Origin of the sequence: Streptomyces sp. TP-A0874, from assembly GCF_001748085.1 — a bacterium.
Lineage (GTDB): Bacteria > Actinomycetota > Actinomycetes > Streptomycetales > Streptomycetaceae > Streptomyces.
Genome location: NZ_BBZK01000008.1, coordinates 1 through 22,711, shown reverse-complemented (window position 1 = coordinate 22,711; position 22,711 = coordinate 1). Strand labels below are relative to the sequence as shown.

Here is a 22,711-nt window from a genome sequence, read left to right as displayed (position 1 = left end):
ACAGCTTGAAAGCCCCCATAAAGGTGGCCGTGACGGAGTCATTGGTGGTATGGGAAAGAGAAGTCTCGCTGCTCCAACTCCCCGGATCCCTGGTGGAGCGGTTGCGGGAGAGGAACGAGGGGCCACTGGTCGTATGCCCGGCCCGCCTGGAGGCGGCTCTCAAACAGGGAGTTCAGCGGCAACGGGGAAACAAGCGCCGACACGGAGGCTTGCATCCCACCAAGGCGGCCAGGTTGGCCAACTCAGAATGACCGATCGTGGTAAATCCACTTTCACGCCAGGCGGCTCAGGGCTCATCCGAGCCGATGCCGGTCCTTCAACGGCGCGCGGGCGTCAGGAATCAACAGACGAGGGGCTCCTGGATGAGACTGAGGCACATTCTGGGAGAGGTGAGGAGGCATGGACAGTAGGGCATCGTAGAACAGTTCCACCAGTCATTGACTAAGCACGGCCAAATTTTGGCAAAAAGGAGAGCATTAGCTCATGTGGTGTTCGGCCTTCGATCGATGGAGGTGGCCAGTGTTCATGGGGCTCACTGCTGCCGTGTTCGTTTCTGTCGGAGGCTTCGCCCCAGCGGCAGCAGCTCTAGACCAGGACCAGTGGTATCTGGACGCCATGAAGGCTGATCTCATGTGGGAGGTCAGTACAGGCGAGAAAATAAAAGTAGCGGTGATTGATACGGGAGTTGATGACTCTCTCCCGGAGCTAAAAGGAAGAGTTCTGCCGGGGGCAGACCTTTCCCACAGTCCCAGAGACATCAATGATGACGACAATGGGCACGGCACGCAGATGGCCTCGCTTATCGCTGGAACGGGTGCCGGTGGGGGAATCCAAGGCGTTGCGCCGGATGCCAAGATTCTGCCAATACGGCCATGGAACAGTAAAGAGGATTACGCGCCGAAGTCTATGGCAAGAGCGATTCGCTATGCCATTGACAATGGAAGCAAGATCATCAATATCTCCATGCGATTTGATCAAGGTCCAGGGAAATATCCTGAACTGCAATCTGCTGTCGATCATGCGCTAAAGAATGATGTCTTGGTGTTCGCAGGTACCGGGAATGAGGGGGAGAGTGGCAACGCACATTCCGGTATTGCTGCCACGCCTGGGGTGGTCGGCATTGGGGCAGTCGATCGGAATGGCCGTTCTGCTGCGTGGTCTACCTATGGCCCCGAGGTCGCCTTGGTTGCTGCCGGAGACGAAATGCCCGGACGCTGCCCAGAGAGGCGCAAATTCTGCATGACCTCAGGTACGAGCAATGCCACCGCCATCGCCTCCGGGTCCGCAGCACTCATCTGGTCGAAACATCCAGACTGGACGAGCAATCAGGTTCTTCGGGTCATGATGGAAACAGCCGGTAAGCCCAAGGGAAAGATCCCGAGTAAGTACCTGGGCTACGGAAGTATTCGCCCGGCTCAAGTGCTCCTCGAGGGCAAGGGGGATCCAGGCCCGCCGGATGTCAACCCGCTTCTCGCCGCGCGGGAATCGGCCAAGCCCACCCCTGCGACGTCCGCGCCCGAGGGTAAGAACGCTGACGAACCTCCGAACCAACCTGCGGACCGCGAAGACGGAGAAGCGGAAACAGCCGGCGAGGCAGGACGGCCGGCGATCCTGTGGACCGCGGTGGGAGCTGTCGCCGCAGTTGCCATAGCAGCGGCGGTGCTTGTCATGAGGGTTCGACGTAAGTCTCCGTAGCTCAGTTCAGCCGTGACCGAATTTGTGGAGAAGAAAGGATCCCGATATGGGCGAGACGGGAAAGCTTGATGTCAGCTCGAGTGAGCTTGACCAACTGGTCAAGGACTTGGACACCATGCAGGACATGCTCGACGAGAAGATTCGGTCCCTCAACGCTGTCGTGGACAGGATCGAGGGTGGCTGGAAGGGCTCGGCTGCCGGTGCCTACAACGAACTCCAGCGGAATGTGAACAATCATGCGAGGAGCATCCGCGAAAAACTCGTCATTGTCGAAGAGGCCATGAAGATGAGCCGGGACGGGTTTGACCAACAGGAGCTTGACCAACTCCAGCAGTTCCAGAAGCTGCAGGCGGAACCGGGCGGTCAGAGCAAGATTCTGGACCTGGCATAGCCGGCCAGGCAGCTGTTCGTCGAGTAAGGAGAGACAGTGACCACCACCGCGGTAACTTACGAGACCGTCACCACCGCGTCCGAGGACATCCGCCGGACGGCCAATGACATCAAGGAGCAACTGGAAGGCCTTCACCGGCGTGTGACGAGGGTGGTCAACACCTGGGAAGGTGAAGCGAAGACCGCCTTCCACGAGACCCAGACCGACTGGACCCGGAACGCTGAGGGGCTCCACTCCAGCCTGCTTCAGATCTCACGGGCGCTGATGACCGCAACCGAGGGCTACAGGGCGACGGACAAGGGTGCCGCAGCCCAGTTCCGCATCTGAGGCAAGTCGGCAAGGCGAAATGAGAAGGCTGTGGGCGGTCGGGACGGCTGCCCACAGCCTTCTCGCGTGGCGGCCACTACTTGAGGTCGAACTCGCCGTCACGTGCGCCGAGGACGAACGCACGCCACTCGGCCTCGGTGTAGCGGAGGACTGTGTCCGGGTCCGCAGAGGAGCGCATCGCTACCGCGCCCCCGGGGAGATGCGCGATCTCGACCCTCTCCTCAGAGGGGTCACCAGGGGGACCAACCCACTCCACATCCGAGATGTCAAGTGCGTACAGCTCGGCCTTCTCTCGGTCATCAACCATCAGTTTGCCTTTCGAGTTGGCCGGCGGATGCCGACCTCGGAGGGTTTGACGCCTGTGACTGCCTATTCAAGCTCAAACTTATGCGCTATGTGAGGCAACTGGCTTTTGATCAAGCGGCCGAACATCTGAGTGTCGTAGAAACAGGGTTGGGCGAACAGTGGTCTCATTTTACGCACTCAAGCTGTTTGTCAGTGAAGTCCTTGAATTCTTTGAGCAGTGAGACAAGAGGGGCTCGGTGCTTATTTCCTTTGTCTGGGGTATAGGTGAATACGCGAAGAGTGACGTATTTGTAAGGCTTTCGATGGGGTATATTTCTGATTTTGTGTGGCGGGATTTTGCAGTGATATACGGCAGCTGCTTGTCCTTCCCATGACCAGGCCTCTGCGTCGCCTCCGAGTTGTAGGGGTTTCCTGTTTGCGTCTTCTGGGACTTCGAACTCAGCGGCGCTTTTATCACGCCTAAGGTTAGCAGCAGCCGTGAAAGCGTTGAATCCGTCTACGTATACGATGCACGAACTGTAGATCTTTTCAGGCAATGCAAATCCTTTTTTCGGGATAATGGCACTGCTTACACGCTCTCCATGTGGTAGAAGTTCTCGCAATTTTTCTCTGTTCAGGCTGCTCCAGCATGAATCGGTGGGGGGATCGAGCTTAGTCCTGACAGTTTCATCTTTCGAGCAGCTGGCTAGAGTTAAAACAAGGATAAAGGTGAAGATTGTGCAACCTGTGACGCGAATGCAAGGATTTTGGTTGAAATTCACTGCCATTGTTCCTCGCGTGCGATGATAGCTTCAGGGAATTGTCTAAGATCATCGCGACCTTGACTTCGCCGCATCAGCGCTCCCCTCGGTATAAGCTTGTCCCGCTGCAACTGAAGCGGATGTAGTGATTTCACGGAAATCTTCGTCAGACATCTTGTGATTTATAGCAGCGACTCTCAGGGCTTCTACTACGGAATTTTTGACGACTCTTTTCGGTTCAAGGTATTCTTTAGTGTGTTCTTCTGCTGCTCTCTCTGATTCGTCCGTGTATGCGCGCTTGCTGATTGCATCCTCGATCTCGTCGATCAAGCTTTCTCCGCCGGGGATTTTCTCGATGTATTTTCCGGTGAACAACTCGATCGCAGACCTGGCTGATCCAATTTTTTCATCGATGGCGGCGTTGTACTCGTCTTGGTCGTACAGAATTTTTTCGTGGATCGCTGCGGAGCGAGCCTCATTTATGATTCCGGCAATTTGGGCGCCTGGCTTGACTGCGTGTTCCACCCTGGTTTTTAGGTGGACTGGGTCATCCGTGCTGTCAACTGCGTCTCTGATGAGGAGATTTGTGTAGGCCTCCTGTGCTGCTGTAATAGTGCCGTAGGCTCCTGGATGCTGAGCAACGGCAGTCAGAAAGGTTTGCATTTTCGGTTCGTCGAACACGGGGGGAGGCTTTTCCTTGTCCGTCAGATAGGAGACATCCTCCAGCGCCAATTGCATCTCGGGCATATAGGCGGCAGCCATGTTGCCGAAATTCTTAGCAAGTCCTGTCAGAGGGCCAGGACTGCCAGGCTCTTTTCCGTTCAATAGGGAAGGCTCTGATGCGATCTTGTCGACCACCCGGAACATGATGTCGTCTGCCTTCGATCTGCGATCGAGATGATACTCCTCGCTCCATGCCCCCGAAGGTTCTTTCTCTACTGCGGCTTCCAGGGCGTTTCCAAGTGCTCTCTGTGCTGGTTGTGGCTCGCCGTCGGAACTGTAGTCGCGCGCGTCTGCGAGTGGGTCCTTGTCGAGCATGAAGTCGACAATGCTGAGGGGAGTCTTCTTGTCTGTCGGGCTGATCGTCCCGTCGTAGTTCGAGTCATAGGCGACGGTGGCGAAGTCATCTTCGTCGGTGTAGATACCATCGCCGTTGCTATCCGTGCGCACCGAATCGGAGAAGAACTCGGTGGCTGCCGCGGGGTTGTTCGCCAAAGCCTCCATGAGCCCGGTGAACGGGTAGAAGCCCCTTCCGCTCGACTCGTCGAAATTGAGTCCGATGTCCTTGTTGGTTGGTGTGTTGTACCAGACCTCAGGATCGTTGTGGTCCATCCCCACCATGTCGCGACCGACCTGCACGAGAAAGTCGGGGTCGTATTCGCCGTTCCGGATGATCGAGGCGAGTGCCTGATGCCCATAGACCTGAGTCCCGAGGTCACCCATATGGATATCAAGTTCTTTGTGGCCGGCCTTGAGGAGGTCGTTGACCCACGCTTGGTCCAGATGCCCAGCGGTATCTTTGTCGGACGCGATGCCGAGCATCGTGCCCATGTCGTTCTGGATGTTGCGGATGAGGTTCTGCCGTGTCTGGTCGCCGAGGGTCGATGAATCGATGGCGGCATTGGCGTAGAACTCCAGTGAGCCTTCTGCCCCCATGGCCCGGTAGAAGTTGGTGGCGAAGATCGGATCACCGCTGTGGGTGTCCATCAGCTTCCCCAGCTGCCGCAACTCCTCCAGGTTGGGAGCCGTTCCCTCGGTGGAGATCTTATTGGCCAGTTCGGCTGCCGTCTGGGCGTCAGCGTAGGCCTGCGCGTCCTTGAGGTTCGCGAACCCCGTGTTGGTGAAGTCGTGCGTGTTGTCGCCGACGATGGCGTTGAGTGCCTCCGCTACGAGTTCGTCGTCGTGGGTGGCGGCTTCGAGGACCTTCTTGATGCGGCCCGCCATGGCGGTGACGGCCTTGTCGTCGGTGTGCTGCGGTGCCAGGGCCGGGGTGTTCTGCCAGTAGTCGGCGGAGAGCGGGGCCTGGACCTTGGTGGAGCGGACGGTCCCCCGGGCGTCGATGTGCACCTGGTGCTCCGGCGCCTCTTCGATGAGGTTCTGGAGGGCCGTGCGGTGCTCGGCGAACTTCTTCTTCGCGTCCCGGAGGATGTTGCGGATGCTGGTGGCCTCCTTGAGCGCGTCGTCGAACTCCTTGACGGTCTTGCGGACGAAGGGCTTGGTGACCGCCGCGTTCTCGCCCTTCCAGTCGGCCTGATCCGACTTCCGCCTCATCGCCGGAGCGTCCTCCTCCGCCAAGTGCCTGAGCCGTTTCACGGTCGCCGTCCAGTCACTGACCGCGTCATCGAGAGCGCCCAGACGTACATTGAGCACATCATCGAAACCGAGCAAGGGAGGCTCCTCAGCTGAAGTTCTTCTTGAGTTGCTGGAGTGTCGTCTCCGTCACCATCTCGCGTTCGTGGTAGGCGGCGTTGGACCCCTCAAGGTGCCGCTGGATGTGTGCGCAGGCGTCCATGAGGCTCCGCACCTGGGTGCCCCAGGTGCCCAGTGCCTTGCTCAGCGCGGCACCGGTGCGGAAGCCGTCGCCGGTGAGGCTGCTCGCTGCCGCCTCTGAGTTCTCCTTGGCGAGTTTGCCGGCGGCGTGGAGGTCGAAGTAGAGGTCGTAGGCGGCCTTGGCCACCGCGCTCAGTGCGCTGGAGCTGTGCACCAAGTCGCCTCCGCTGCCGCCCCCGCCACCGGCAGCGTCGTGGGTCGTGGCGGAGGCGAGTTGCATACGGGTGCTGGCCTGTGCGCGGGCCTGCCCCCACTCCTCGTCAAAGCCCATGAGTCGTCTTCCTCTCTGCGGCTTTCGGTACCAGCGGCCGCTGGTTGCCAATGCCGGCCGCGTTTCCAGTACGTGCGGGATCCGGCACACGAGCGCCTCTGCTGACGGTAACAAGCGCTGTGTGGTGGCACAGGCACTTTCTGTGCCTGCCTGGTCGGTCGACCCGGGCGAGCGCGGTGTTCCGGCACACGCCCGGACCACCGGAGGGCGGATCCCCGGGACATGACCATCCCGGGGATCCGTTGGGTCCGGCTCAGTGGTCCGGCAGCCAGCCCAACTGCACCAGCGGCGTCCCCCGCCGCCGGGAGACGAAGTACCCCCGCCCGGGCGGCAGCGGCTGGGAGCGGACGTTGCCGAGGATGTCGCCCTCGCTCCGGTCGCTGGAGAGGACGACGCCCTGCGCGCCGAGCTCCTTGACGCGCTGCATGAAGGACTCGTACATCCCACGGGAGGCCCCCGCGGAGCTGCGGGCGATGATGAACCGGATGCCCACGTCGCGGGCGAACGGCAGGTTCTCCGTCAGCACCGAGAGGGGGTTGCCGGAGTTGGTGGCCACCAGTTCGTAGTCGTCGACGATGACGAACAGCTGCGGGCCCGACCACCAGCTGCGGTCGCGCAGCTGCTGCGGAGTGATGTCGGGCTTCGGGGCACGTTTCTGCATCACCGTGTTGACGGCCTCCATGTGCATCTGGAGGGAGGCGGCCAGCGGCGCGTACTCGAGGAGGTGGCTCTCCGGGACGGCCTCCAGCAGCGTGCGCCGGTAGTCGCCGACCACGATGCGCGCCTGCTCCGGTGTGTACCGCTCCGAGAGCTGTTTGGCGATCAGTCGCAGCAGCGCCGTCTTCCCCGACTCGCTCTCGCCGAAGACCAGGAAGAACGGGTCGGATTCGAAGTCGACGAAGACCGGCTCGAGGTCGGTCTCGTCGATGCCGATCGCGATGCCCTGCTGGGGGAACTCGTAGCCCTTGGGCAGCCGGTCGGCGGTGAGCCTGCGGGGCAGCAGCCGGACCTTGGGGGCCGGCGGTCCCTGCCAACCGGTCGCGATCTGTCGGACCAGGTCCGCGGTGGCCTCCGAGAGGTCTTCCGCGGCCGAGGAGCCGTCGATACGCGGCAGTGCCGTCATGAAGTGCAGTTTCTCCGGCACCTGCCCCCGTCCGGGGACGCCCTTCGGGATGTTGGCCGCGACCTTCCGGTCGAACTCGGAGTCCATGGTGTCGCCCAGGCGCAGCTCCAGCCGGGAGAGGATCTGGTCCTTGAGCGCCGCTCGTACCTCCATGTAGCGGGAGGCGGTGAGGACGACGTGCACTCCGTAGCCGAGGCCGCGGGCTGCGATGTCCGCGATGACCCCTTCCATCAGCTCGTAGTCCTGTTTGAAGGCGCCCCAGCCGTCGATGACCAGGAAGACGTCGCCCCACTCCTCGCCCGGCAGCCGCCCGGCCGCTCGCTGCCTGCGGTAGGTGGCGATGGAGTCGATGTTGTGCTGCCGGAAGAACTCCTCACGACGGGCGAGCACACCGGCGACCTCGGCCACTGTCCGACGCACGCGTTCCGGGTCGAGGCGGGAGGCGACCCCGCCGACGTGGGGCAGGTCGGCCACGCCGCTGAGCGTGCCGCCGCCGAAGTCCAGGGCGTAGAACTGCACCTCGTGCGGGGTGTGGGTGAGCGCGAAGGAGGCGATCAGGGTGCGGAGCAGGGTGGACTTGCCGGACTGCGGTCCGCCCACCACCATCATGTGGCCGGCGGCGCCGGAGAAGTCCCGCACGAGCGTCTCCCGGCGCTGCTCGAAGGGCTTGTCCACCAGCCCCAGCGGTACGGTCAGCCGCCCCTGCTGCTGCTCCGCCGCCGACTGCAGGCCGCGCCCCTCGGTCACCTTCAGGGACTCCAGCAGCCGGTCGAGCGACGGGGCGTGGTCCAGCGGCGGCAACCAGACCTGGTGGGCCGGTGCGCCGCGGCCCTCCAGCTGCTGGACGACGACGTCCAGGACGGTGTCGGCCAACGCGTCGTCCTCGGCCGGAGCCCGGCCGGGGCGGAGACGGGTCTGTGGGTCCGGGGGCGGCAGTGAGACGGCCACCGGTGCGGCGCTGAACAGCACGGGTTTGCGCTCCACGGCCAGCCCGCTGCGGCCCTCCGCCGCCCGCCGGGTGTTTCCCGCCTGGTAGGGGCCGGACACGTAGGCGGCCTTGAAGCGGGTCATCTCGTCCGTGCCGAACTTGAGGAACCCGGATCCCGGTACGGACGGCAAGTGGTAGGCGTCCGGCACGCCCAGGGCGGTGCGGGACTCGGCCGCGGAGAAGGTGCGGAGCCCGATCCGGTAAGAGAGGTATGTGTCCAGACCGCGTAGCCGGCCCTCCTCCAGCCGCTGCGAGGCGAGGAGCAGGTGGACACCGAGCGACCGGCCGATGCGGCCGATCTGGATGAACATGTCGATGAAGTCGGGCTTGGCCGTCAGCAGTTCGCTGAACTCGTCGATGACCAGGACGAGGGAGGCCAGTGGTTCCAGCGGGGTCCCGGCCAGTCTGGCCTTCTCGTAGTCGTGCACGTTGGCGAAGTTGCCGGAGGAGCGGAGCAGTTCCTGCCGGCGCTGGAGCTCACCGCGGATCGAGTCGCCCATGCGGTCGACGAGGGTCAGGTCGTCGGCGAGGTTGGTGATGACGGCCGCCACGTGCGGCAGCTGGGACATGCCGGCGAAGGTGGCACCGCCCTTGAAGTCCGCCAGTACGAAGTTCAGGGTCTCCGAGGGGTGGGTCACCGCGAGCCCCAGCACCAGGGTGCGCAGCAGCTCGGACTTGCCCGAACCGGTGGCGCCCACGCACAGCCCGTGCGGGCCCATGCCCTCCTGGGCCGCCTCCTTGAGGTCCAGCATCACCGGCTGGCCGTCCTCGCCGACGCCGATCGGCACCCGCAGACGCTCGGCCGTCGAGCGCGGGCGCCAGGTGCGGGCCACGTCCACCGAGGCCGCGTCGCCCAGCCCGAGCAGTTCGGTGAAGTCGAGGTTGGCGAGCAGGGGTTCGTCGTCGTCCCCGGTCCCCGCGCGCAGCGGGGCCAGTTGCCGGGCAAGGGCCTCGGCGGCCTCCAGCGACAGGGTGTCGGGGGAGCCGTCATAGCAGATCCCGGAGGCCGACTCCAGTCGCAGCCGTCCGGGGTGCACCACTACCGACAGGCCGCCGCGGGGTTCGCCCAGCTCGCCCGAGACCATCTCGACGATGGTGACGCCCTGCAGGCCCTCCGGTGCGGCGAAGACGGAGTCCGGCGGCACCATGCCGCCGTCCAGGACGACGAGCAGGTGGGGCTGGTCGAGCAGCGGAGGGCTCTCCCGGCTGAACCGGGACCTGCCCTCGAGGCGGTCGGCCAGCAGTTGCTCGAGTTCTCCGAGGTCGTCGCCGAACAGCCGCTTGCTGCCCGCGCCGTCCACGGCACCGGCCAACTGCGCGTGCGGCAGCCACTTGGTCCAGTCCCAACGCGCGACGGCGCCGGGGCCGGCCACCACCGCGATCAGCAGGTCCTCGGGGGAGTGGAAGGCGGCCAGCTGGGCGATGAGCGCCCGGGCCGTGCCCTGTGCGGCTTCGGGCTGGCCGGAGACGGTCACGTGGTAGAAGGCGCGCAGCGACAGGGCCATCGGCAGGCCCTCCACGGAGCCGTGGACCGACAGGAAGCGCTGCATCGCCCCGGCCGTCAGCGGCTCAAGCTCGTCAACCGGCGCGGTGTCCGGCGCCACCAGGGGGGTGGACAGTTGCTGGGTGCCCAGGCCGATCCGGGCCTGGCCGAAGTCCTCGTCGGCGACCCGGCGTTCCCACACCCGGGACTGCCCCTCGCCCGCCGACCGGGAGGACGCCCGGGCGATCAGGGACCACAGCTGGTCCGGGGCAGGGTGCAGGTAGAGCTGTGCGTCGCGCTGCGCGCGTGCCGTACGGCGGACCTTCCGGCGCGTCTGCGCCAGGTACTTGAGGTAGTCGCGCCGGGCGTCGGCCAACTGGCCCTGGGTGCCGCGGCGGTACCGGACGACCTGGGCGATCACCATCGCCAGCGTGGACACCAGCATCAGCGAGCCCATCACCCGCATGAAGGGATGCGCGCCGGGGTTGAAGAAGAAGACGACCGAGGACCCCATGCCGAGCATCGGCAGCAGCTGCATCAGCACGCCGTCCTGCTGCCCGCGGGGCAGTTCGGGCGGCGCTTCGAGGCGCAGCTCGTCGAGGGGCACCTCGGGCGGCAGCGAACGCGGCGGGCGTTTGACGACGATCTGGCTCACCGGAGCACCAATCCCTCGGTACGGACAGAGGAGTTCGCGCCGGCGCCCGCGTGGCGACAGCTCCCCTCCCAGCGGCGGTGATCCTATGGCAAGACCATGGGACCGGTGGCGGTAGGGTGTCGCCCGCGCACTGTGTGTGACGGAGCCGCGGGGCCGCGCACCGTCGGAGAGAACACCGGAAACCCGGCGGAAGAAGCCGGCGGGAAACTGACCGAATACACCGCGTACTACCGGAAACAGGGGGTCTCACCAGGTGAGTACGGCCACAGCGACCGGCTTCTGCCGGGTCACCGTCGTAGCACCCGACAGCCGTATCGATGTCGCTCTTCCGGACGACGTGGCGGTGGCGGACCTCTGCCCCGAGGTCCTCCGGCTGACCGGCCAGTCACAGGCGGTGGGCGCCCCCGTCGGCTACCACCTGGTGCGCTGTGACGGCTCGGTGCTCGACGGCGCCCGGTCGCTCACCGCCCAGGGCGTCCTCGACGGACAGGTGTTGCTGCTCCGCCCCTTCGCGGACTCGTTGCCGCCCGCCGTCTTCGACGACGTCTCCGACGCGGTCGCGTCGGCCGTCGCCCGGGACCGCCGCCGCTGGACCGACGACCTGCTGCGCGGTGCCGGCCTCACCGGTGGGGTGGTGCTGCTCGCCCTGATGGGTTTCGTGATCTGGTTCGCCGACCCTCTCCGGCATGACATGCACGGCCTGCCGGGCGTCGTCGCCGGCGCCGCGGCCCTGCTGCTGACGGCGTTGGCCGGGGTGCGCGCCCGGGTCTACGGGGACCGCGCCTCCGCCGTCGCCCTCGGTCTGGGGGCGATGCCGCACCTGATGATCGCCGGTTCCGGCATCCTGGCCCCCGAGGCGGGGCAGGGGGCCGGTCGGCTGCAGTTCCTCCTCGGCTGCGCCTGCGTCCTGGTGGGATCGGTCGCCCTGGTCGCGCTCACACCGAGTGGCGACGGCCCGTTCGTCGCGACGACCTTCGCGGCCGCGGTCGGTACCCTCGCCACCTTCACCGCCGTCCTCGCCGACGCCTCGGCCACCGATGTCGCCGCCGTCTGCGCTCCGGCGGCCATCGGCGCCGTCGCCTTCCTGCCGGGGTTGTCCGCCCGTTTCGCCCGACTGCCCATCGGCTACGCCGCGCCGCGGGCCGGAGGCGAGGGCGACCTCGACGCCGACCCGGAGGCGTTGCCGGCGGCCGAACCGGTGGACGGCGAGCGCATCGCGGGACAGGCGCGTCGAGGCCACGAGATGCTGCTCGGTCTGGTCGGCGGCTGCGCCCTCGTCGTGATCGGGTCGGCCGCGGTGCTCAGCTTCTCCGAGATCGTCTGGGCCCAGTTGCTCGCCCTCGCCACGGGGCTCGCGATGCTGCTGCGGGCCCGGCTCTTCCGGTACACCTCGCAGGTCGGCTGCGTCCTGTGCGCCGGTTTGTCGTCGCTGTCGCTGCTGCTGCTGGGGCTGTCGCTCAACCCGCCGCCCGCGGCGGTGGCGGAGCTGCTGGCCGGCAGTACCTCAGCGATGGACATCCGGACGCTCTGGCTCGCCGCCGCGGTGGCCTTCGGCGCGGCCCTGCTGGTCGCGGTGGCCCTGATCGTCCCCCGGAAGGGGCTGTCACCCTTCTGGGGCCGCTTCCTCGAGGTGTCCGAGAGCCTCCTACTGCTGTCCCTGGTGCCGCTCTGCCTGGCGGTCCTCGACGTTTACACCTCGGCTCGCAGCATGACCAGCGGATGACCGGAGCGACCGGCGGCCGAGGGGAGGCCCGGGGACTGCTACTGTGATGGCGGCCGTTCGTGTACGCGTCCCCGGCGGCTCGTCGAGCTGGGGACAGCGCCCAGCGGACCTCACCTCCCGAGTAATGGAAGCTCCCCTGCGAGTCAGACCAGGGGCACTCGGTGGTTTCGAAGAAGAATTTGAGGAGTACCGCGTGTCGCTTGACGCCGCTACGAAGAAGCAGATCATGGCCGAGTTCTCGACCAAGGAGGGCGACACCGGCTCCCCCGAGGTCCAGGTCGCACTGCTCTCCCGCCGGATCTCGGACCTGACCGAGCACCTCAAGACCCACAAGCACGACCACCACTCCCGCCGGGGTCTGCTGCTCCTGGTCGGCCAGCGACGCCGCCTCCTGCAGTACCTGGCGAAGAAGGACATCACCCGCTTCCGCCAGCTGGTGGAACGCCTCGGCATCCGCCGCGGCGCCGCGGGCGCCAAGTAAGTCGCTGCGAAGGGAGCGGTTCCCACCCGCTGGGAGCCGCTCCCTTCGCCGTACGCCGCTCGGGGAGGGTGACCGCGCGAGTGGCGTTCCGGCAGTCCGGAGGCTTCATCCCTCGTGACGCCGAGGGAAGCTTTGTAGTCTGGTAATGCCCAACAAAAGCAAACAACGCGGCTGCGCGACCGACGCGGAGCCGTGACGAGGAGGGGCGCACCCCACCGCCGCACCGACGCCGCAGGCGCCGGTCCTCGGTAGTGGCCGCCGGAACGACGCGCACCGCGCGTATCCCGGGGGCTTCGATCGAAGACCGGCCCGGCCGGAGGGAGCGAGCGGACCGGGACGCTCCACCGCACGTCCCCGCCACCCGGGCGAGGGACGCAGACGAGGAGAATTTCCTGGTGGAGAACGAGACCCACTACGCCGAAGCGCTGATCGACAACGGATCCTTCGGCACCCGCACCATCCGCTTCGAGACGGGCCGGCTGGCCCGTCAGGCCGCCGGTTCCGCGGTGGCCTACCTGGACGACGACACCATGGTGCTGTCGGCCACCACCGTCTCGAAGCACCCCAAGGAGCAGCTCGACTTCTTCCCGCTCACGGTCGACGTCGAGGAGCGGATGTACGCCGCCGGGCGCATCCCCGGCTCCTTCTTCCGCCGCGAGGGGCGGCCCTCCGAGGACGCGATCCTCACCTGCCGCCTCATCGACCGCCCGCTGCGCCCCTCCTTCAAGAAGGGACTGCGGAACGAGATCCAGATCGTCGAGACGATCATGGCGCTCAACCCCGACCACCTCTACGACGTGGTCGCCATCAACGCCGCCTCCTGTTCGACGCAGCTCGCCGGTCTGCCGTTCTCCGGCCCCATCGGCGGTACCCGGGTCGCACTGATCAACGGAGAGTGGGTGGCGTTCCCGACCCACAGCGAGCTGGAGAACGCCATCTTCGACATGGTCGTCGCGGGCCGCGTGCTCGAGGACGGCGACGTCGCGATCATGATGGTCGAGGCCGAGGCCACCGAGAAGACCATCCAGCTGGTGAAGGACGGCGCCGAGGCCCCCACCGAGGAGGTCGTGGCCGCCGGCCTGGAGGCCGCCAAGCCGTTCATCAAGGCCCTCTGCCAGGCGCAGTCCGAGCTGGCCGCCAAGGCTGCCAAGCCGACCGCCGAGTTCCCGATCTACCTGGACCACCAGGACGACGTCCTGGAGGCGCTGACCGCGGCCGTCCGGGACGAGCTGGCCCAGGCGCTGACCATCGCCGGCAAGCAGGAGCGGGAGACCGAACTCGACCGCGTCAAGAACCTGGCGGCCGAGAAGCTGCTGCCGCAGTTCGAGGGCCGGGAGAAGGAGATCTCGGCCGCGTACCGGTCGCTGACCAAGACCCTGGTCCGCGAGCGCATCATCAAGGAGAAGGTGCGCATCGACGGCCGTGGTGTCACCGACATCCGCACCCTCGCAGCCGAGGTCGAGGCGATCCCGCGGGTGCACGGCTCGGCGCTCTTCGAGCGCGGCGAGACCCAGATCCTGGGCGTCACCACGCTGAACATGCTCCGGATGGAGCAGCAGCTGGACACCCTCTCGCCGGTGACCCGCAAGCGGTACATGCACAACTACAACTTCCCGCCCTACTCCACCGGAGAGACCGGCCGGGTGGGCTCCCCCAAGCGGCGTGAGATCGGCCACGGCGCGCTGGCCGAGCGGGCCCTGCTGCCGGTGCTGCCCGACCGCGAGGAGTTCCCGTACGCCATCCGGCAGGTCTCCGAGGCGCTCGGCTCCAACGGCTCCACCTCCATGGGCTCGGTCTGCGCCTCCACCATGTCGCTGCTGAACGCCGGTGTGCCGCTGAAGGCCCCTGTCGCCGGCATCGCCATGGGCCTGATCTCCCAGGAGGTCGAGGGGCAGACGCACTACGTGACGCTCACTGACATCCTCGGTGCCGAGGACGCCTTCGGTGACATGGACTTCAAGGTCGCCGGCACCCGGAAGTTCGTCACCGCCCTCCAACTGGACACCAAGCTGGACGGCATCCCGGCCTCGGTGCTGGCGGCGGCCCTCAAGCAGGCCCGGGACGCCCGGCTGCACATCCTGGACGTGATGAACGAGGCCATCGACGTCCCGGACGAGATGTCGCCGAACGCCCCGCGCGTCATCAGCGTCAAGATCCCGGTCGACAAGATCGGCGAGGTCATCGGCCCCAAGGGCAAGATGATCAACCAGATCCAGGAGGACACCGGCGCGGACATCTCGGTCGAGGACGACGGCACCATCTACATCGGTGCCTCCGACGGACCGGCCGCCGAAGCCGCCCGCGCCACCATCAACGGCATCGCCAACCCGACGATGCCGGAGGTCGGTGAGCGGTACCTGGGCACCGTGGTGAAGACCACCACCTTCGGAGCCTTCGTCTCCCTGATGCCGGGCAAGGACGGTCTGCTGCACGTCTCGCAGATCCGTAAGCTCGCTGGCGGCAAGCGGGTCGAGAACGTCGACGACGTCCTCCAGGTCGGCGCCAAGGTCCAGGTCGAGATCGCCGAGATCGACTCCCGGGGCAAGCTCTCACTGATCCCCGTCCTGGAGGACGAGGAGAAGGCCGGTGCCGAGGCCGAGGAGCAGCCCGAGGCCAAGTTCCAGACGAAGGACGAAGCCGCGAAGTGACGGTCCGTACAGACCGGACGACGGCCCGCGCCTCCTCGGAGGGGCGGGCCGTCGCCCGTACCGAAACCCTGCTCACCGGCGAGAACGGCGTCGGCGCGGTCCGCCGCACCACTCTGCCCGGTGGCCTCCGCGTCGTCACCGAGACCCTCCCCAGCGTGCGCTCCGCCACCTTCGGCATCTGGGCGCACGTCGGTTCCCGGGACGAGACCCCGGAACTCAACGGCGCCACGCACTACCTGGAGCACCTCCTCTTCAAGGGCACCGAACGGCGTAGCGCGCTGGACATCTCCGCGGCCGTCGACGAGGTCGGCGGCGAGATGAACGCCTTCACCGCGAAGGAGTACACCTGCTACTACGCCCGTGTGCTCGACGACGACCTCCCGCTCGCCATCGACGTGGTGAGCGACATGCTGACCGGCTCGCTGATCGCCGCCGAGGACGTGGAGGCCGAGCGGGGGGTCATCCTCGAAGAGATCGCCATGACCGAGGACGACCCCGGGGACGGTGTGCACGATCTCTTCGCCGAGACCATGTTCGGGGAGACGGCCCTGGGCCGCCCGGTACTGGGCACCGTCGACACGGTGAACGGCCTCACCCGGGACCGGATCGAGCGGTTCTACCAGGAGCACTACGACCCGACCCGGTTGGTCGTCGCGGCCGCGGGCAACGTCGAACACGAGTCGGTTGTCGAACACGTGTACCGAGCGTTCGACCGGGTCGGGGCGCTCTCCCGTACCGGCGCGGAGCCGGTCCCGCCGCGAGCGGGAAGCCACACGCTGCGGACCGCCGGCCGGGTCGACCTGCTCGACCGGCAGACCGAGCAGGCGCACGTGATCCTCGGTGTGCCCGGTATCCCGCGCACCGACGACCGGCGGTGGGCGCTCGGTGTGCTGAACGCCGCGCTCGGCGGCGGCATGAGCTCCCGTCTCTTCCAGGAGGTCCGCGAGAAGCGCGGATTGGCCTACGCCGTCTACTCCTTCACCGCCGGGTTCGCCGACTGCGGACTCTTCGGGATCTACGCCGGCTGCCGTCCGAACCAGGTCCACGACGTACTGAAGATCTGCCGGGACGAGCTGGACCAGGTCGCGGCGGAGGGCCTGAGCGACGCGGAGCTGCGGCGTGCCGTCGGCCAGCTGTCCGGATCGACCGTCCTCGGTCTGGAGGACACCGGCGCGCTGATGAACCGCATCGGCAAGGGCGAGCTGTGCTGGGGCGACCAGATGTCCGTCAACGACATGCTGGAGCGGATCAGCGCCGTCACACCGGAGGAGGTACGGGCGGTGGCCCGTGACATCCTCGGTCAGCGGCCTTCGCTGTCGGTGATCGGCCCGCTGCGGGACCGGCAGGCGGACCGGCTGAGCGAGACCGTCGCGTGAACGGAGGATGCTGACGGGCATCGCTCCCTGTCACGCTTTCGAGTGGAAGCCAGCGGGACCCGTCCAGCAGGACGGCAGAACCACACCGTGAAGAACGGAGCACTATGAGCAGCAAGCTGCGGGTGGCGGTCATCGGGGCCAAGGGGCGCATCGGCTCGGAGGCGGCCCGGGCGGTCGAGAACGCCGATGACCTGGAGCTCGTCGCCGCGCTCGACCGGGGCGACCGGCTGGAGGAGCTCACCGAGGCGGGGGCGCAGGTCGCCGTGGAGCTGACCCACCCGGACTCGGTGATGGAAAACCTCGAATTCTGTGTGGCGCACGGCATCCACGGCGTGGTCGGCACCACCGGCTGGACCGAAGAGCGCCTGGGCCGGCTGCGCGAGGCTCTCGACGCCTCGCCGTCCGCCGGTTCGACCGGGGTGCTCATCGCACCGAACTTCTCTATCGGGGCCGTGCTGAGCATGGCCTTCGCCCGGCAGGCGGCCCGGTTCTTCGAATCGGTCGAGGTCGTCGAACTGCACCACCCGAACAAGGCCGACGCACCCTCCGGTACGGCCACCAGGACCGCGCAGCTCATCGCCGAGGCCCGCCGCGAGGCCGGCGCGGCGCCGCAGCCGGACGCCACCAGCAGTGCGCTGCAGGGGGCCCGGGGCGCCGATGTCGACGGAGTCCCCGTGCACGCCGTACGGCTGCGCGGCCTCCTGGCCCACCAGGAAGTGCTCCTCGGCGACACCGGCGAGACCCTGACCATCCGTCACGACTCCCTGCACCACAGCTGCTTCATGCCGGGGATCCTGCTGGCGGTACGGCGGGTGCCCACCGCCCCGGGCATCACCTTCGGCCTGGAGAACTTCCTCGACCTCGGCTGAGTGACGGCTCCATGCGCGCGAAGATCACGCACTTCGTACTCTCGGCCGTCCTGGTCGTCTACTTCGTCCTGGTGGGCAGCCGAGGGGTGTTGCTCATCGAGGAGGGCACCCCGGTCACCGTCGTCCTCGGCGCGTCGGTCCTGGTACTGCCGTTGATCGGCGGCTGGTTCCTCTGGCAGGCCACCCGGTTCGCCGTCCGCGCCAACCGCCTGGCGGCGGAGTTGGACGCCGAGGGAGGCCTGCCCAGGGACGAACTGCTCCGCACCCCCAGCGGCCGTATCGACCGGGACTGCGCCGACGCGGTCTTCGCCGAACGCCGCAGGGAGACCGAACAGGCACCGGAGGACTGGCGGAACTGGTTCCGGCTCGCCGTGGCCTACCACGACGCCCGGGACACCCCGCGGGCCCGGAAGGCGATGCAGCGGGCCATCTCCCTCCGGGAGAGCGAGACTCCACGGTCCTGAGGGCCGGGCCCGGTCAGAACTCCGCCCCTCGGGGACGGCCCTCAGCGGCGGTACTCGTCCGCCCAGGCCTCGATGGCGTCGCAGGCCCTGGCGAAGGCCTCGGAACGGCCGAGGAAGTCCGCGTTGTGGTCGGTGAGCAGCGGGCGCGGCGGCTCGCCGGTGAGCGGAACGGCGAGTAGCGCCTGCCCCTGCACGGTGCGCGGCAGTCCCAGCCACTTCACCGGCTGCTGGGTCGTCCGGACGCTCGCCAGCCGCCGCCACGGCAGGGTGGTGGTGGACAGCAGACCGACTCGTCGGACGCCCCGCTCGCTCACCCAGGCGCCCATCCGCAGCAGGCGGAGCGCCAGGGCGATCAGTACGGCGGCCAGCGCGAGGCAGGCGCCCGCGCCCTTCAGGGGGCCTGCCAGGGCGATGATCACCCCGGCGAAGAGCACGTAGGCGGCGAGCAGCATCAGGAGTGCCGCAGCCCCGACCCGGTAGGGGCCGGGCCGGTACGGACGCCGCCAGCGACTGCGGTCGTCGAGACGGGCCGTCGTCTCGTCCGGAGTCTCCATGACAGCGCGCTCGTCGGTCAGAAAGGTCAGTGGCACGACGGGGTCCTCACTCATGTGCACGCTGGCACGCTCGGTAGGGCTGTGCCCGGTGAGATTATCCGGGTAATCGTGGGGCGGGCCACCTTGCCCGGTCCGGACCGCCGCCGCACCGCGTCCGGGCCGGGGTGTCAGTGCGGAGTCCTAAGCTGGGCGGAGCCCCTGTGATGAACAGTGAAAGGGACCCGCCGGTGACCGAGACCCCCGCTCAGAGCGTCGAACCCAGCTTCCGCGACGATGTGACCGTCGAGTTGGTGAAGTGCAGCGCCGCGGACTCCGACGTCCTCTGGGCCGCCCGAGTGTCGACCGCCGGAGAGCAGTCCCTCGAGGAGCTCCAGAAGGACCCGGAGCGCTCCAAGGGGCTGATCAACTACCTGATGAGAGACCGGCACGGCAGCCCCTTCGAGCACAACTCGATGACCTTCTTCATCAGCGCGCCGATCTTCGTCTTCCGGGAGTTCCTCCGGCACCGGGTCGGCTGGTCCTACAACGAGGAGTCCGGGCGCTACCGGGAACTGCGACCCGTCTTCTACGTCCCGGGCCGGTCCCGCAAGCTCGTGCAGGAAGGGCGCCCAGGCAAGTACCGTTTCGTGGCCGGTACCGAGGAGCAGCACGAACTGACCACCCGGGTGACGGAGCGTGCCTACCGGGAGGCGTATGACGCCTACCAGGAGATGTTGGCCGCCGGAGTGGCCCGCGAGGTGGCCCGCTCGGTCCTCCCGGTGGGGCTCTTCTCCTCCATGTACGCCACCTGCAACGCCCGCTCCCTGATGCATTTCCTCGGCTTGCGGACCCAGCACGAGCGGGCGGCCGTACCCTCCTTCCCGCAGCGGGAGATCGAGATGGTGGGAGAGCGCATGGAGGCCGAGTGGGCGAAGCTGATGCCGCTCACCTACGCGGCCTTCAACGACAACGGCCGCGTCGCGCCCTGATCGGCCGCCCGACCGGGTGCGAAGCCCTGGTGATCAGCGCCACGGCACCTCTGGAGAGGTGTCCGGATTGCATGCTTTCAAGAAGTTCATTTAGGCTGAAAAGCGGACCCGGCACTGTCTGAACCCCCGAGCAGGCAGTGCCGGGATCCCTGTCCCCGGTCACCCGAGGGCGCGCTCCGGGGTGCCCTCCGAGTAGCGTGGGTCCCATGGCTCCGACCTCCACACCACAGACCCCGTTCGGGCGGATGCTGACCGCCATGGTCACGCCGTTCACCGCCGATGGTGAACTCGACCTCGACGGTGCGCAGCGACTCGCCGTCCATCTGGTGGATGCCGGCAACGACGGCTTGGTCGTCAGTGGTACGACCGGCGAGTCGCCCACCACGACGGACGAGGAGAAATCCCGGCTGGTGCGGGCAGTGGTGGAGGCTGTCGGCGACCGGGCCCACGTGGTGGCAGGAGCCGGTACCAACGACACCCGGCACAGCATCGCGCTGGCCCGCGCGGCCGAGAAGGCGGGCGCCCACGGCCTGCTGGCGGTGACGCCCTACTACAGCAAGCCACCGCAGGAAGGGCTCTACCGGCACTTCAGCGCCATCGCGGACGCGACCGACCTGCCGGTCATGCTCTACGACATCCCCGGCCGAAGCGGTGTGCCGATCAACACCGAGACCATCGTCCGGCTCGCCGAGCACCCGCGGATCGTCGCCAACAAGGACGCCAAGGGCGACCTCGGCCGATCCAGCTGGGCGATCGCCCGGTCGGGCCTGGCCTGGTACTCGGGCGATGACATGCTGAACCTCCCACTGCTGTCGGTCGGTGCGGTGGGCTTCGTCTCGGTCGTGGGACACCTCGTCACCCCCGAGCTGCGCGCGCTGCTGGAGGCGCACCTCTCGGGCGACGTGGCCAAGGCGACCGAGATCCACCAGCAGCTGCTGCCGGTCTTCACCGGCATGTTCCGCAGCCAGGGAGTGATAACGACCAAGGCCGCCCTGGTGCAGCAGGGGCTGCCCGCCGGACCGCTGCGACTGCCGCTGGTGGAACTCACCGCGGAGGAGACCGAGCAGCTGAGGCGCGACCTCGCCGCCGGTGGAGTACATCTGTAACCAGACTTCACAACTGCATAGCAAGAGCAAACGCAAGTGTAGGAATGTCACGCGCGCCACGTGCCCGACGGGCAGGTGGCGCGCGTGGTGAGGAGAGTCCTTTGAGCCATCCCCATCCAGAACTCGGCCCGCCTCCCAAGCTCCCCAAAGGTGGCCTCCGTGTCACCCCGCTGGGCGGGCTGGGGGAGATCGGCCGGAACATGACGGTCTTCGAATACGACGGCCGGCTGCTGATCGTCGACTGCGGAGTGCTCTTCCCCGAGGAGGAGCAGCCGGGGATCGACCTGATCCTGCCTGACTTCACCACCATCCGGGACCGCCTCGACGACATCGACGGCATCGTGCTCACCCACGGGCACGAGGACCACATCGGCGGTGTCCCGTACCTGCTCCGGCTCAAGGCCGACATCCCGCTGATCGGCTCCAAGCTGACCCTGGCCCTCATCGAGGCCAAGCTGCAGGAGCACCGCATCCGCCCCTACACCCTCGAGGTCAAGGAAGGGGACCGGGAGCGGATCGGAGGGTTCGACTGCGAGTTCGTCTCGGTGAACCACTCCATCCCGGACGCGCTCGCCGTGGCGATCCGGACCCCCGCCGGCATGGTGGTACACACGGGGGACTTCAAGATGGACCAGCTCCCCCTCGACGGTCGTCTGACCGACCTGCGAGCCTTCTCCCGGCTCGGGGAGGAGGGCATCGACCTGCTGCTCTCGGACTCCACCAATGCCGAGGTGCCAGGCTTCGTACCGCCGGAGCGGGAGATCTCGAACGTCCTCGGGCAGGTCTTCGCCACCGCCCGGAAGCGGATCATCGTGGCCAGCTTCGCCAGCCACGTCCACCGCATCCAACAGATCCTGGACGCCGCGCACGAGCACGGCAGACGGGTGGCCTTCGTCGGCCGCTCGATGGTCCGCAACATGGGGATCGCCCGGGACCTCGGATACCTGCGGGTGCCGGCCGGCCTCGTCGTCGACGTCAAGACGCTCGACGACCTCCGGGACGAGGAGGTGGTGCTCGTCTGCACCGGGTCACAGGGAGAGCCGATGGCGGCCCTCTCGCGGATGGCCAACCGGGACCACCAGATCCGCATCGTCCCCGGCGACACGGTCATCCTCGCCTCCTCGCTGATCCCGGGGAACGAGAACGCCGTCTACCGGGTCATCAACGGGCTGAGCCGCTGGGGCGCCAACGTCGTCCACAAGGGCAACGCCAAGGTGCACGTCTCCGGACACGCGTCCGCCGGCGAGCTCCTGTACTTCTACAACATCTGCCAGCCGCGGAACCTGATGCCGGTGCACGGTGAGTGGCGCCATCTGCGGGCCAACGCCGAGCTCGGTGCCTCCACCGGTATCCCCAAGGACCGGGTGGTGATCGCTGAGGACGGCGTGGTCGTCGACATGGTCGACGGCATCGCGAAGATCGTCGGCAAGGTGCAGGCGGGTTACGTCTACGTCGACGGGCTCTCCGTCGGAGACGTGACCGAGACCCACCTCAAGGACCGGCGGATCCTCGGGGAGGAAGGCATCATCTCCGTCTTCGTGGTGGTGGACAGCACCACCGGGAAGATCACCGGCGGCCCGTTCATCCACGCCCGCGGCTCGGGCATCGAAGACGCGGCGCTCTCCGCCGCCGTCCCCAAGATCGAGGAAGCCCTGGCCAAGTCCGCTTCGGACGGGGTCGCCGAGCCGCACCAGCTCCAGCAGCTGATCCGCCGGGCCGTCGGCAGATGGGTGTCCGAGAGCTACCGCCGTCGTCCGATGATCCTCCCCGTCGTGGTGGAGGTCTGACGTCACGTCACTCCTGTTGGGCGGTCGTGCCGGGCGGATTTGCTTCCTGGTGCGGCCGTCCAGTACCTTTACGGCTCCACCGGGGTGAGGGACAGGAAGCCTAGTGCGCCTGCCCTTAACGAAAACCCGGAGGGAAACCGACTAAGCAGAATCTGCTACGGTCGGGTCAGCCGAAAGGCAAAAGGCTTTCCAACGGCCTCTGGAAT

At 66.9% G+C, this 22,711-nt stretch carries 18 protein-coding genes; 12 read left to right on the top strand and 6 right to left on the bottom strand.

All coding sequences use genetic code 11. The features are described from left to right. Positions 1-525: 525 nt before the first annotated feature. From BGP73_RS22155 to BGP73_RS14560, 3 genes are read left to right on the top strand one after another with little or no spacing between them, the layout of a single operon-like run. On the top strand, positions 526-1,695 hold the full coding sequence (locus BGP73_RS22155) for a S8 family serine peptidase (protein ID WP_079127564.1): 1,170 nt from the start codon (positions 526-528) through the stop codon (positions 1,693-1,695). A gap of 46 nt (positions 1,696-1,741) precedes the next feature. Beyond that, complete coding sequence (locus BGP73_RS14565) at positions 1,742-2,086, top strand: WXG100 family type VII secretion target (protein ID WP_069814862.1); 345 nt, start codon at positions 1,742-1,744, stop codon at positions 2,084-2,086. A 36-nt stretch (positions 2,087-2,122) separates the two neighbouring features. After that, on the top strand, positions 2,123-2,413 hold the full coding sequence (locus BGP73_RS14560; RefSeq protein WP_069814860.1) for a WXG100 family type VII secretion target: 291 nt from the start codon (positions 2,123-2,125) through the stop codon (positions 2,411-2,413). Between the two features lie 76 nt (positions 2,414-2,489). On the opposite strand, the gene BGP73_RS14555 is transcribed toward BGP73_RS14560, so the two are convergent. The 5 genes from BGP73_RS14555 to eccCa all read right to left on the bottom strand — a co-directional run bounded on the left by BGP73_RS14555 (position 2,490) and on the right by eccCa (position 10,529). Next, positions 2,490-2,720, bottom strand: coding sequence for a DUF397 domain-containing protein (locus BGP73_RS14555; protein ID WP_069814858.1), 231 nt, complete (start codon positions 2,718-2,720; stop codon positions 2,490-2,492). A 163-nt stretch (positions 2,721-2,883) separates the two neighbouring features. Next, positions 2,884-3,480: a hypothetical protein gene (locus BGP73_RS22905; protein WP_139134570.1), complete on the bottom strand. Its 597-nt coding sequence runs from the start codon at positions 3,478-3,480 to the stop codon at positions 2,884-2,886. A gap of 48 nt (positions 3,481-3,528) precedes the next feature. After that, the gene (locus BGP73_RS14550; protein ID WP_069814857.1) at positions 3,529-5,847 is read right to left on the bottom strand and encodes a hypothetical protein; all 2,319 of its coding nucleotides are present in this window, start codon (positions 5,845-5,847) and stop codon (positions 3,529-3,531) included. A gap of 10 nt (positions 5,848-5,857) precedes the next feature. Then, the gene (locus BGP73_RS14545) at positions 5,858-6,280 is read right to left on the bottom strand and encodes a hypothetical protein (RefSeq protein WP_069814855.1); all 423 of its coding nucleotides are present in this window, start codon (positions 6,278-6,280) and stop codon (positions 5,858-5,860) included. A 253-nt stretch (positions 6,281-6,533) separates the two neighbouring features. After that, the gene (eccCa, locus tag BGP73_RS14540; RefSeq protein ID WP_069814853.1) at positions 6,534-10,529 is read right to left on the bottom strand and encodes a type VII secretion protein EccCa; all 3,996 of its coding nucleotides are present in this window, start codon (positions 10,527-10,529) and stop codon (positions 6,534-6,536) included. Positions 10,530-10,782: 253 nt separating this feature from the next. Here eccCa and eccD point away from each other — a divergent pair, with 253 nt between their 5' ends. From eccD to BGP73_RS14510, 6 genes are all read left to right on the top strand, one after another. Next, a complete protein-coding gene (gene eccD / locus BGP73_RS14535) occupies positions 10,783-12,252 on the top strand; it encodes a type VII secretion integral membrane protein EccD (RefSeq protein WP_069814851.1) in 1,470 nt (489 codons plus the stop codon). 193 nt (positions 12,253-12,445) lie between these two features. Then, complete coding sequence (gene rpsO / locus BGP73_RS14530) at positions 12,446-12,733, top strand: 30S ribosomal protein S15 (protein ID WP_069814849.1); 288 nt, start codon at positions 12,446-12,448, stop codon at positions 12,731-12,733. 395 nt (positions 12,734-13,128) lie between these two features. Then, positions 13,129-15,381: a polyribonucleotide nucleotidyltransferase gene (locus BGP73_RS14525; protein WP_069814847.1), complete on the top strand. Its 2,253-nt coding sequence runs from the start codon at positions 13,129-13,131 to the stop codon at positions 15,379-15,381. Then, entirely contained in the window at positions 15,378-16,757 is a 1,380-nt protein-coding gene (locus BGP73_RS14520) for a M16 family metallopeptidase (RefSeq protein ID WP_069814845.1), read from the top strand. The genes BGP73_RS14525 and BGP73_RS14520 overlap by 4 nt, the downstream gene beginning before the upstream one ends. A 104-nt stretch (positions 16,758-16,861) precedes the next feature. Continuing rightward, positions 16,862-17,626, top strand: a complete 765-nt coding sequence (dapB, locus tag BGP73_RS14515; RefSeq protein ID WP_069814843.1) for a 4-hydroxy-tetrahydrodipicolinate reductase — start codon at positions 16,862-16,864, stop codon at positions 17,624-17,626. Between the two features lie 11 nt (positions 17,627-17,637). Beyond that, complete coding sequence (locus BGP73_RS14510; RefSeq protein ID WP_069814840.1) at positions 17,638-18,090, top strand: hypothetical protein; 453 nt, start codon at positions 17,638-17,640, stop codon at positions 18,088-18,090. A gap of 41 nt (positions 18,091-18,131) precedes the next feature. On the opposite strand, the gene BGP73_RS14505 is transcribed toward BGP73_RS14510, so the two are convergent. Further along, a complete protein-coding gene (locus BGP73_RS14505) occupies positions 18,132-18,680 on the bottom strand; it encodes a hypothetical protein (RefSeq protein WP_069815361.1) in 549 nt (182 codons plus the stop codon). Positions 18,681-18,847: 167 nt separating this feature from the next. Here BGP73_RS14505 and thyX point away from each other — a divergent pair, with 167 nt between their 5' ends. The 3 genes from thyX to BGP73_RS14490 all read left to right on the top strand — a co-directional run bounded on the left by thyX (position 18,848) and on the right by BGP73_RS14490 (position 22,505). Continuing rightward, complete coding sequence (thyX, locus tag BGP73_RS14500; RefSeq protein ID WP_374701148.1) at positions 18,848-19,612, top strand: FAD-dependent thymidylate synthase; 765 nt, start codon at positions 18,848-18,850, stop codon at positions 19,610-19,612. 206 nt (positions 19,613-19,818) lie between these two features. Further along, the gene (dapA, locus tag BGP73_RS14495) at positions 19,819-20,718 is read left to right on the top strand and encodes a 4-hydroxy-tetrahydrodipicolinate synthase (protein ID WP_069814838.1); all 900 of its coding nucleotides are present in this window, start codon (positions 19,819-19,821) and stop codon (positions 20,716-20,718) included. A gap of 101 nt (positions 20,719-20,819) precedes the next feature. Then, the gene (locus BGP73_RS14490) at positions 20,820-22,505 is read left to right on the top strand and encodes a ribonuclease J (protein WP_069814837.1); all 1,686 of its coding nucleotides are present in this window, start codon (positions 20,820-20,822) and stop codon (positions 22,503-22,505) included. Positions 22,506-22,711 lie beyond the last annotated feature (206 nt).